Here is a 12,109-nt window from a genome sequence, read left to right as displayed (position 1 = left end):
GATGTTTTAGTATGCTTAATTGTGAAGTTGATTTTATTATTAAGCCATTAATTTCAATAGTTATCAAGTATTATGAGTGAACTAGCCTTACAACTAATTAAAAAAGAAAAAGAAGAAAGAACTGGAAAACTTGATTTAGGAAATTGTGGTTTAACCGATTTTCCGGATGAACTCTTTGAATTGGATTGGTTGGAAGAGCTAAATTTTTGTTCGATCTATTGGGATTTTGGAATGCAAGGTTGGTATCTAAGTAGAAATATAGGGAAACAAAATAAGTTTAACAAAACAGGTCTACCCGATAAATTCGAACACTTAAGACATTTAAAGGCTTTTACCTTTGGTGGAGATGTATTCGAAAAATGGTCATTAAATGATTTTTCGGTCCTAAAAAGGATACCTTCCATAATTGCTTTATCTCTTAGAGCGAATCAAATTTGTGATATTAGTTTCTTGGAAGAGTTAACGGGATTGGAATTCTTACAACTTGGTGATAATACAATCACTGATACTAGCCCCTTGAAGAATTTGGATAAATTAGCAAATCTTGAACTTAGTTCTAATCCGCTTAAGGAAGTGAGTTGTATTTCGGATCTATCCTGTTTAACTAATTTGGACCTTAGTTTTAGTAGAATCAGTGATATTAGCTTTTTAAAGAATTTAACTGGAATAACCAACTTAGATCTTCGCTATAATAATATCAATGATATTAGTTGGTTAGAAAAATTGACTAATATTACTAATTTGAATTTGAGAAACAATCAAATTAGTAACATACATTTTCTAGAAAAGCTAACAGGATTGAATACTTTAGGTCTTAGTTATGTTCAATTTAGTGATGTTAGCTTTATGGAAAAGTTGACAAGTCTGACAACTTTAGAAATTAGAGAAAATCAGATTAGTGATTACAACTTTTTGAAGAGTCTAACTTGTTTGAAGAATCTAGATCTTGGTAATAACAGAATCAATGATTATACTTTTTTAAAGAACTTGTCAGGATTAAAAAGTTTAGATCTTCATGAAAATAAAATTTATGAAGCTGAATTTTTGAGAGACTTAACTGGTTTAAAAACTTTACGTTTAAGTGATAATAAGATTAGTGATATTAGTTTCTTAGAAAGGATGATAGATCTTACAAGTTTAGATCTTAGTTCAAACCAAATCAGTGATATCTTACCCCTTAAAAATCTAACTAATTTGTCAAGCCTAGATCTTAAAAGTAATAAAGTTAGTGATATAAGTTCTTTGACAGAGTTATCAAAGTTAGTCAATTTAAATCTTAGTTCGAACCAAATCAAAGAATTGGATAGTTTAGTACCGTTGTTAAAGAAAGGGCTCTATAAACAGCAAAATTTAAGAAAGTGGGGTGGAGTGTCTTTGTTTAATAATGCAATCACCAGTCCTCCAATAAATATAGTAGAACAAGGCAGTGATGCTATATTGGAATGGTTTTCACAAATAGATAAAACCGGATCAACTCCTTTTTTCGAGTCAAAATTGATGATATTGGGGCAAGGAGGAGCCGGTAAAACTACTTTTGCGAATTTATTACTCGATCCCAAATATGAAGTAAAACCAGGCAAGTTAGATTCTACTATTGGTGTGGTAGTTAACCGTGGTAAAGAGTTTGTTCATACTGAAGAAGCTAACGTTAATATACAAGCGCATTTATGGGATTTTGGTGGACAAAATATCCAAAAAATGTTGCACCAGTTCTTTATTACAGAGGAGTGCCTTTATGTGTTGGTTTCGGATAAACGAGCTGAAAACACCAATTTTGATTATTGGTTTCAGATAATTAATCTGCTTGGCCCCAAAAGCAATGTGATTGTTTTAGAAAACCCCAAGGAAGCAAAGCATGCCAACGAGAAATTTGCATTAAACAAGTACCAGGAGTTATACCCTGAATTAACCATCAACTCAATTGAAGTCAACCTAAATCAAATTCAGACCAGGCATAAAAAGAGATGGGCATCCTTACAGGAAATGATTGCTGAAAAGCTATCGGACATTGAATTAGTTAACCGTAAGGTTCCTAGAAAGTGGGGATTGGTGCGGAAAGCTTTAAAGGAACGAGAAGGATTGCGTTACATACGTAAAGATGAGTATTATAAATTGTGTGAAGATCCCTCGATAGACTTTAATAAACGACAGGCAGACTGGTGCCTCGATTATTTCAGGTCGGTGGGTGATTTAGTGTACTTTGATGATCGGGATTTATGTACACATATATTCCTGGATCAAAACTGGTTAACTAAGGGTATGTATTATATACTATCTGATAAGAAAATTGAAGAACGAGGTGGTCGTTTTACCCGGGAACAGGCCTTTTCAAAATGGGATTCCAATAATTATTCCGAAGAAGAAAAGGTCATGTTAATTAATCTGTTGCTTAAGGATAAGTTTGATATTTGTTATGAAATACCCGACCAAAAAGATGTCTTTATTACACCTCTACTGTTGCCGTCAGATAAGCCTAAAAATGGATGGGAGCATGAAACTAACCTTCGTTTCAGGTATCACTATGGTTTTATTCCTCATGGTTTATTTTCTCGCTTAATTGTACAACTTAATGATAAGATTGAAAAAGAACAGCAATGGAAAACAGGCATGAGGCTGATTGATAGTTTTGATGGAGGAAATTCCTTTGCTGAGGTTCAGCAATTTAATGATCCACAAGAGAACCAAACAGTAATTGATATAAAAATCAGTGGCAATAAAAGTGGATGTAAGCATATGTTATCTAACATTCGCCACGCTGTAGATAAGCTTCATAAAGATTTTAAAAATATAAACGTTAAATCAAAGGTCGCTTGCAATTGCGAAACATGTCTTAAACGGATGCAATCAGAAGAAAAACCATCCTTCTACGATTATGATATGCTTTGGGATAAAGTAATTAACAGAAGTTTCTTTGTTGATTGTCAGGAATCCAGGTGGAAGCAAGTTAACATTGGTCAAATCATTAGTGATATTGTCATTGAAAACGCTGCAAATGAAAATAAAGACAATCATTTATTGAAACAGTTAAAAGAAATGGGTATGAGCATCAATCACATTAAAAATATAAACAACAATAATAATCAGTCAGCAGCAACTGCCAATGCAAAGGCTGAAGCAACTGCCAAAAGTGAAGTCACCATAACTATTTCCAACATGTTGGGTGAGGTTCAAAATCTAACGGAAGATTTTGAGGATGAAAAAAAATTGCTTTTAAACGGAGGTTTGTCAGAAGATGATTATGAAATTACGCTTAAAGATATAAATAAGGCTGAGAAGGCTATAGAACAATTAGAAACAGCGCAAAATAATGATGATGAATTGCCAGCCAGATCAAAGGGACGATTAACACGTTTTATAAATGCTTTGGGCGATGAGGAATCATCTTTGCACAAGGGATTAAAGTTAATGCGGCAAGGTCGCGATTATGGTGTTCAGCTGGCAGAGCTGTACAATAATATCGCAACAAATACAGGGATGCCGGCTGTACCTCCTGTGATACTTGATGTGATTAAGAAATTGTAGGCTAGTGAATAAACATTTTGTCTCCCCGTTTGGCGTAGCGTCACGCTACGCCATATCAAACCACATTAAACTTTAACAATTACCCAAACCCCCAACCATGAAAAAACAAAAATTATTAATCATCATTTTTGCAGTTATTGTTATAGCAGCTCAGCTGTATCTGTTGAGCGATACCGATTTTAGCTGGTTCTTCAATGCCGGCATTTACTTAGGCATTGCCTCTATGGTACTGATTATTTTGAGTGTGATACAATCCCATCGACAGGAGAAGAAAAAGCAGGCAGAACTTTAAAGCATAGAGATGGAGTAAGAAGGTAGTGTATAGCAACAACTCGCCTGGTGGGCAATAATAAATCACCCGTAGCAACCCATGATTGACAGGTAGGAATACTCAAGGAGCCGGTAGCAATCTATGAACGGCCTTCCGGAACCGATGATCAGCCGGTAGGAGTGCATGATAAGAGCTCCGGAGCGCACGATTAGACCTCCGGGGTCAACAAATGGCCGGTAGGAGTGCCTCATTGGTCGCTAGGAAGACATAATTATACAGAAGGAATTGAAAAACAGAGTTACAAAAGATAAGGATAAACAGCATCTGTCAGAAAGAAGCCAGTCCTGAACGCAGGTTGGTGTTAACCAAAGTTTAATCTTAAAATTTGTAACAAATGGGAGCAAGATTTAAAAACTCCGAAACAGAGTTGCTGACACGAAGCGATGTGGCTCTTGAAAATGTAGTAGCACAACCCGCCATTGCCGCCGCAATGGCCGAAATGGGCTATGACAGTGCCCTTATTGAAGAAGGTAAAGGACTTAACCAGGCGGCTCACGAAGCCTTTAAGTTTAATAAAACCGAAGACGATGAAACCACTGTTGCTTCTACCGCTTTTAAAGAGGCTAAGGAAGCTGTAGAGATAGTTTATCGCCTGCATCGCAAAAAGGCAAAGGTGGTGTATCGAAACGATCCGGATGCACAAATCAAACTTTTAATTCATAAAGCCTTGCCGGTGGCTTACGCCAGCCGATTGGCAGGAATAGAGCGTTTTTACGATGTGTTAGCTGCCGATGAAGCCCTGTTGGCAAAAATGGCCCGCCTTAAGTTAACGCTTGATGATGTTACTCAGGCAAAACAATTAATTGCCAACCTGAAAAGTAAGCGCACGACATATTTGCGTGAAGTAGGGGAGTCGGAGTCAGCCACCAAGGCCAAAGACGAAGCCCTCGCTAAGCTCGACGACTGGATGTCGGAATTTTATGCCGTGGCTCGCATTGCCCTCGAAGATGATCCTCAACTGCTCGAAGCTTTAGGCAAAGCCGTAAAAAGCTAGCAATTAAAATAAAGACTCGCATATTATTGCAAACCTGTCAGGATTCCAAAACCTGACAGGTTTCTGTTTTTCCATCCTCGCCACTACCTAAGCACCACAAAGATGCCAGGGAAGTTTGGCTCCACATAAAAAACTCAGTGACTCCGCGCCTCTGTGTTTATTTTTTTTCAATATGGTATTACACTCTTTCCCTGGCTTGCCTCGTATAAACGGGAGGGAAGTGCCGAAGGCGATGGGGATTCATAGCTGTTCCATAGCATACAGCACAATCCAATTAAAATCCTATTTTTGCCCACTGTTAATTTATGGCGATATTGCGTCATCTTGATACTTATGTCTTAAATCTTGACTCTTAAAAAACTATGTTTAAAAAAGTCCCCCATACCTACGTTATCGTTTTTTCGCTGATTGTGTTTGCAGCAGTAGCAACCTGGTTTGTGCCGGGTGGTGAGTATGTGCAAGAAACCAAAATAGTGGATGGTGTCGAAACCACCGAGATGGTGTTTCACAGTATTGACAGTCAACCGCAGACCTGGGAAATATTTGCAGCCATGGTGCATGGTTTTGAAAAAGGAGCCGGTATCATTGTCTTTATCCTGATGATTGGTGGTGCCTTCTGGATTATGAATGATTCGCGTGCCATTGATGTGGGTATTTTATCCTTTCTCGATTTTGTAAAGAAACTCGATAAGTATAAAGCCATTCGGGCGGTGGGCGCCAATAACCTTATACTCATACTCATCATGCTCATGTTCTCCATCTTTGGAGCGGTCTTTGGCATGAGTGAAGAAACCATTGCCTTTATGGTGGTGCTGGTGCCGTTGGCCATCTCCATGGGCTACGATAGCATCACCGGTGTGGGCATTGTGTTTGTGGCAGCCGGATTGGGTTTTGCCGGAGCGGTGCTGAATCCTTTCACCATTGGTATTGCACAGGGCTTAGCCGAGCTGCCCTTGTTCTCAGGCTTCGAATACCGTTTGGTTTGCTGGGTGGTGATTAATATAGTTGGTTTTGCCTACATCCTATGGTATGCCCGCAAGGTGAAGAAAAACCCCAAGTCATCGGCCGTGTACGAAGAAGATGAGTACTGGCGACAGCGCAATGCAGGCACCATCGAAGGTCTGGAAGATAAAACATCACGTTCGGCCTGGTGGGTCTATGGCTTAACCACTGTGGTATTGATATTATTTGCCATTAAGCATCCCATGACGACCTTAAAAATGGGAGGAGGCGAAGGTGTGACCTGGCCCGTAATGCCTGTGATGGCTGGCTTTTTTGCTATTGCCGGATTTCTGTCGTTGCGCAAAAAGGTGCATTTCTTTATTCTCAACCTCCTGGGTTTTACCATCTTGTTTTTAATTATTGGGGTGATGGGCTACGAGTGGTACATCACCGAGATAGCGGCCTTATTCCTGGCGATGGGTATTCTGTCGGGTGCTGCTATGGGCAATGATGCCGATAAAATCACCAAGCTGTTTTTAGAAGGTGCTAAGGATATTATGTCAGCTGCCTTAGTGGTTGGTTTGGCAGGTGGTATTATTGTGATTCTGGAAGATGGAAAAATCGTACACACCATCCTGCATAGCATGGCACAGTCCATGAGTGACCTGGGTAACATTGCTTCGGTGGGTATCATGTATTGCATACAAACGCTAATCAATATCTTTATCCCCAGTGGTTCGGCCAAAGCTGCCTTGACCATGCCCATTATGGCGCCTTTCAGCGATTTAATTGGTTTATCGCGCCAGGCAACGGTAATGGCCTTTCAGTTTGGCGATGGTTTTACCAATATGATTACCCCAACATCACCGGTATTGATAGGTGTATTGGGTGTTGCCAAAATACCCTATACGAAGTGGGTAAAATGGATTGCACCACTTATTATAACTTTAATCATTATTGGTTTCTTACTGTTGATACCAACCGTAACCATGGAATTAAACGGATTTTAGTAATCGTTAAAATTGAATACAGAAGGGCAGATTATAACGTTTCTGCCCTTTTCTGCAAGCTGTCAATCATTCTTCCCCATCACAGGGGGAAGTGCCGAAGGCGAAGGGGGTATTAACGTTTCTGCCCTTTTTTGTACATATAGGCATTGCCCTAACACAGAACATAGGTTAATTTTGTTCGATAAAGTTTTTCAGATGCAAAAGTGTTTCATTCATATTATATGTTTCCTAATAATAACAAGTTATAGTGCTTGTTCATCAGCGCAAAACGATTGGGAAAACCCCGCCATCTTTGCCATAAACAAAGAACCAGCACGAGCCAGTTTTTATTCCTTCACAAAGTCAAGACAAGCCCTCTCGTTTAGCCGGGACAATGCTGAGTTTTTTAAATTACTAAATGGTTACTGGCAGTTTCATTGGGTGAAAGAACCTTCGCAACGACCAGTGGATTTTTATAAGGCGGAGTTTGATGTGTCGGCATGGGATAGTATAAAAGTACCCTCTAACTGGGAGCTGGAAGGCCATGGTATTCCCATCTATGTTAACACGACTTATCCATTTGCTATGGACAATCCTCAGCCACCTGAAATCCCTGATGGCTGGAACCCGGTAGGCTCTTATCGCAGGGATTTTACCATAGATGAAAGTTGGAATGGTAAACGTGTATTTATCCATTTAGGGGCTGTCAAGTCGGCTTTTTATATTTGGGTCAATGGTCAAAAGGTTGGTTACTCGCAAGGTTCTAAACTACCTGCCGAATTTGAGATAAGTCAATATATTAAGCAAGGCGAAAATACACTGGCTTTAGAGGTGTATCGCTGGAGCGATGGTTCCTATCTTGAATGTCAGGATTTCTGGCGTTTGTCGGGCATTGAGCGCGATGTTTACCTTTATGCTACCAATGATATCCGATTGCGTGATATTCATTTTAGCTGCCATTTAGATTCTGTTTATCGCAACGCTACCTACACGGTTGATGTGGAGATTGAGGCCTTGCATTCCCGAGGTAATTATAATATTGAGGCGACTTTATTGGATCGCAACAGACAAGTGTCACTCATCAACCAATTGGTGCCGATAGAAAAGGTTTCGACCCAATTGCAGGTGCGGGGATTGGTTGAGCAAGCACAGCTATGGAGCGCCGAAACGCCCAACTTATACGACCTGCAAATAAGTTTAAAGGACGATAAAAATAATGTGATTGAATCAACGGCCATCAAGGTTGGATTTAGAGAAGTAGAGATAAAAGGCGGACAGCTATTGGTGAATGGAAAAGCCATTTACCTGAAAGGTGTTAACCGGCATGAGCACGATGAGTATACGGGGCATGTTGTGTCTCGTGAATCCATGCTTAAAGATATTCAATTGATGAAAGAGTATAATATCAATGCGGTGCGCACCAGCCATTATCCTAACGATCCGCTTTGGTATCAGCTTTGCGATGAACACGGTTTGTATGTTATCGATGAGGCTAATATTGAGTCGCACGGCATGGGCTATGGCGAGCGCTCACTGGCCAAAGACACCACCTGGAAAGCGGCGCATATTGACCGGGTGCAACGGATGGTGCAACGCGATAAAAACCATCCATCCATTATTATCTGGTCATTGGGCAACGAAGCCGGTGATGGGGTTAATTTCGAAGCATGTTCTGAGTGGATTCATGGTTTTGATGCATCGCGACCAGTGCACTACGAGCGGGCTGGAGAAAGTGCACATACTGATATTGTTTGTCCGATGTATGCACCCATTGCCCATTTGATTCGCTATGGTGAAAAGCTGCAAAAGCGTCCGCTTATTTTGTGTGAATATGCGCATGCCATGGGCAATAGCGTAGGTAATCTGCAGGACTATTGGAGTGTGATAGAACAATACAATCATCTGCAAGGTGGTTTTATTTGGGATTGGGTCGACCAAGGTTTGGTAAAATACACCCATGATGGACAGAAATATTGGGCCTATGGTGGTGATTTTGGCCCTAAGGATATTCCCAGTGATCGCAACTTCTGTATGAATGGACTGGTAAACCCCGACCGAACTTTGCATCCTGCAATTCATGAGGTCAAAAAAGTGTATCAATACATTGGATTTCATCCCGTACCCTTTGATAATAATGCCTTATGGATAACCAATAAATATCATTTCGTCACACTCAATGGCTTTGAGTTGGAATGGGAGATGTTGGAGGATGGGCACGTTATCTCGGCTGGAAATATGTCTTTGGAAGGCATTGAACCGGGACAAACCAAAAAAGTGCCATTTTATTTGGATGCCTGGAAGCGAAAAGAAAATAAGGAGTACTTCTTGAATTTACGCGCTGTTTTAAAAGACGATTGGGGCTTATTAAAAGCTGGAAGCACAATGGCATCGGAGCAAATAAGCTTGGGGACTGCCTATATGCCGGAAAAGAAAGAGACAAAGCTGGCGGTGCATATTCTGCAGGGCGATAACTCCTATGTGGTGGGAGGTGAGCGTTTTTTAGCTCAGTTTGATAAAGAATCAGGAAACCTATATTCTTATACCTATGATGATAAAGAGCTGTTAGCCGAAGATTTAATGCCAACCTTCTGGAAGGCACCAAACGATAATGATCATGGTTACAATATGGTTGAAAAATTAGCTATTTGGCAAAACATCATGGACAGCGCCATGGTGGTTGATTCAAAACTATCGCGTTTGGGTAATTTTCAGGCTGTGGTTAGTTTTCGTATCTATCTGCCACCTGTTGATTCGTATATTAACCTGGACTATACCGTTTCTGGCAATGGACAAATCATTGTTAATTATGTTTTTGAAGTCGGAGATGTTACGATGCCAATGTTGCCACGTATTGGATTGAAAGCAGCTTTAAAACCTGAATTTAATGATGTTAGCTGGTATGGTAGAGGTCCCTGGGAAAATTACCCCGATAGAAATTCAGCGGCTTTTGTTGGTTTATATAGCAGCACGGTTAAAGAGCAGTATGTGGAGTATGCCAGTCCTCAGGATAATGGATACAAAACGGATGTTCGTTGGTTAAAGCTAAGCAATTCGCAAGGATCCGGTTTGCAGGTATTGGCTAATCGTTCTTTTGGTTTCTCAGCCTTGCATTATACTGTAAGCGATTTCACTTCTAAGGAAAGAGGGGTGTTACACCCGTTTGATTTGCCTAAGCGTGATGAAGTATACTTGCACCTCGATCATAAAATAATGGGCGTAGGGGGTGATAACTCATGGGGTGCCAAACCTCATTCTCCTTACTTGATCAGACCTAAAGACTATGCATTTCAGTTAATCATCAGGCCGTTTTAATTTAAAATTCGGCCTTTTTTTCAAGCATCTTTTCGGTGCTGTTCAATTTCAATTGCTCAATGGTTTTTTGCAAGGCATTTATCTGTGTTTTTTGTTGCCGGGTTTTATCTGTCAGGTAATTATTTTGTTCAAACAGGTTGTCTTTTGAGCTTTTAAGTTTTTCAATTTGCTGTTGTTGATTTTCTTCCTGTTTAAGCATCCGTTGCATGCGTTTTTCAATCGAGATGTTTTTATCCAACACTTCTTTCAGGTGTTTTTTTAAGAAGCCTTTCTCTTTGCGATATTCTTTCAACTTGTTGTTGGCCATTTCTAGATGATGGATAAGACCGGTTTTGCGTTTGAGCAATTGTTCATATTCATATGCCAGGTTATTGTAATCATACCTCAATTGCTCATGTTGCCTTTCTTTTCGCATCAGGGCCAATCGTAAATTATACTTCTCTTCTTTTTCAAAGCCCCATTTGGTTCGTCGGTAGTTGATTTTCTTTTTATCAACGTAAATATTTTCATATTGCGGATGCCTCTGCAAATTCAAGGCAAAGGCCAGGATATCATACGCTGATTTAACAATAGGTGATGGCTTTAATTTTGGCATGAAGGGTTAGTTTCAAAAATTACTGTGTACATTTAGTACCAACAAATATAAGTTGCTTAGTCGTAATTAATCAAATGTTTATAAGTAATTTTAGCATTGATTTTGTTAAATAAATTTAATTGGTCTAATCTCAAAACTATGACCCAGCCTCAAGATATACTTCAATTTTGTCCTAAATGTGGTTCCGCCAATTTTGTGTTTGATGGGAGTAAATCCTTTAAATGTGCATCCTGTCATTTTCATTTTTTTATCAATTCGGCCTGTGCTGTTGCAGCCGTAATAGTTAATAATAGAGGGGAAATTTTACTCACGCGTCGCGCTTTTGAACCAGAGAAAGGCAAGCTGGATTTACCTGGTGGTTTTGTAGATCCGATGGAACGTGCCGAAGAGTCGGTTATTCGTGAAATTAAAGAGGAGTTGAATTTGGATGTTGTTAGTTTGGAGTATATTGCTTCTTTTCCGAATGAATATATTTTTTCAGGCTTCTCGGTTTATACAACAGATTTAGGTTTTTTATGTCAGGTAAAGAGTTTTGATAACATGCATGCCAAAGATGATATCTCAGGATTCGAATTTATTGCTCTGGATAAAATTGATTACAGCGAGATTAGTTCAGACTCCATCAGAAATATCATTATGGCGTATGAAAAACTGATTTAGATTAAGAATAAATAAGCTACAGAGTTGTATGATTGAGAGTATCATCAGTCATATTTTTTTATTTTTAAAAGAAAAAAATGAGTCAGGAATTACAAGTTCTAGTTATAAGTGCTGCTTCAATAGGATTCATTCATACCCTGTTTGGCCCCGATCATTATTTGCCATTTATCATGATTGGGAAAGCTAAAGAGTGGAAGTTGAGGAAAGTTATTGGATTAACTGTGCTTTGTGGAATTGCACATATATTGAGTTCCGTTTTAGTCGGTTTTTTAGGAATTGCATTAGAATTGCAAGTTGAGAAACTAAATTGGTTTGAATCCATTCGTGGTAATTTGGCGGCTTGGGCGTTAATCGCTTTTGGCCTTCTATATGCTTTATGGGGCCTTCGACGTTTATACAAAAAGCACAATCACAGTCACACCGATAAAATTGAGAATACGAAAAACGTAACCCCATGGGTATTGTTTATCATTTTTGCTTTAGGACCATGCGAACCCCTCATACCCATATTAATGTATCCGGCAGCTATTGAAAGTGTAGGCGCATTAGTATTAGTTACAAGTGTGTTCGGATTTGTTACTTTAGCTACTATGACAGGAGCAGTGTTAGCCATTTCTTATGGGCTTTCATTTGTTAATCTTCGGCGCTTCGAAAACCTTGGTCATCCTATTGCTGGTTTCGTAATCTTTCTTTCCGGATTAGCGATTCAGGTGCTTGGGCTTTAATTATTTAATGTGTGTAAAAGGTTGCATTCAGTCGTAACT

The 12,109-nt window shown here is 39.5% G+C and carries 8 protein-coding genes; 7 read left to right on the top strand and 1 reads right to left on the bottom strand.

All coding sequences use genetic code 11. From position 1 onward, the window contains the following. Nucleotides 1–72: 72 nt before the first annotated feature. The 5 genes from J1N10_RS01070 to J1N10_RS01050 all read left to right on the top strand — a co-directional run bounded on the left by J1N10_RS01070 (nt 73) and on the right by J1N10_RS01050 (nt 10,090). The gene (locus J1N10_RS01070) at nt 73–3,522 is read left to right on the top strand and encodes a leucine-rich repeat domain-containing protein (protein WP_262324817.1); all 3,450 of its coding nucleotides are present in this window, start codon (nt 73–75) and stop codon (nt 3,520–3,522) included. 97 nt (nt 3,523–3,619) lie between these two features. After that, a complete protein-coding gene (locus tag J1N10_RS01065) occupies nt 3,620–3,814 on the top strand; it encodes a hypothetical protein (RefSeq protein ID WP_262324816.1) in 195 nt (64 codons plus the stop codon). 373 nt (nt 3,815–4,187) lie between these two features. Beyond that, a complete protein-coding gene (locus J1N10_RS01060; protein WP_262324815.1) occupies nt 4,188–4,847 on the top strand; it encodes a hypothetical protein in 660 nt (219 codons plus the stop codon). 362 nt (nt 4,848–5,209) lie between these two features. Next, a complete protein-coding gene (locus tag J1N10_RS01055) occupies nt 5,210–6,799 on the top strand; it encodes a YfcC family protein (RefSeq protein ID WP_262324814.1) in 1,590 nt (529 codons plus the stop codon). A 195-nt stretch (nt 6,800–6,994) separates the two neighbouring features. Beyond that, nucleotides 6,995–10,090 carry a glycoside hydrolase family 2 TIM barrel-domain containing protein gene (locus tag J1N10_RS01050; protein WP_262324813.1) on the top strand — a complete coding sequence of 1,032 codons (3,096 nt, stop codon included), beginning with the start codon at nt 6,995–6,997 and terminating at the stop codon, nt 10,088–10,090. 1 nt (nt 10,091) lies between these two features. On the opposite strand, the gene J1N10_RS01045 is transcribed toward J1N10_RS01050, so the two are convergent. After that, a complete protein-coding gene (locus J1N10_RS01045) occupies nt 10,092–10,685 on the bottom strand; it encodes a hypothetical protein (RefSeq protein ID WP_262324812.1) in 594 nt (197 codons plus the stop codon). 138 nt (nt 10,686–10,823) lie between these two features. On the opposite strand from J1N10_RS01045, the gene J1N10_RS01040 reads away from it, so the two are divergent. Together J1N10_RS01040 and J1N10_RS01035 are read left to right on the top strand one after the other, a co-directional pair. Continuing rightward, nucleotides 10,824–11,345: an NUDIX hydrolase gene (locus J1N10_RS01040; RefSeq protein ID WP_262324811.1), complete on the top strand. Its 522-nt coding sequence runs from the start codon at nt 10,824–10,826 to the stop codon at nt 11,343–11,345. Nucleotides 11,346–11,422: 77 nt separating this feature from the next. Further along, nucleotides 11,423–12,070, top strand: a complete 648-nt coding sequence (locus tag J1N10_RS01035) for an urease accessory protein UreH domain-containing protein (RefSeq protein WP_262324810.1) — start codon at nt 11,423–11,425, stop codon at nt 12,068–12,070. Nucleotides 12,071–12,109: the final 39 nt, after the last annotated feature.

The sequence above is a fragment of the Carboxylicivirga litoralis genome (assembly GCF_025499605.1).
Lineage (GTDB): Bacteria > Bacteroidota > Bacteroidia > Bacteroidales > Marinilabiliaceae > Carboxylicivirga > Carboxylicivirga litoralis.
Note: the sequence above shows the minus strand (reverse complement) of the source record. Positions and strands in the feature narration are given on the sequence as shown.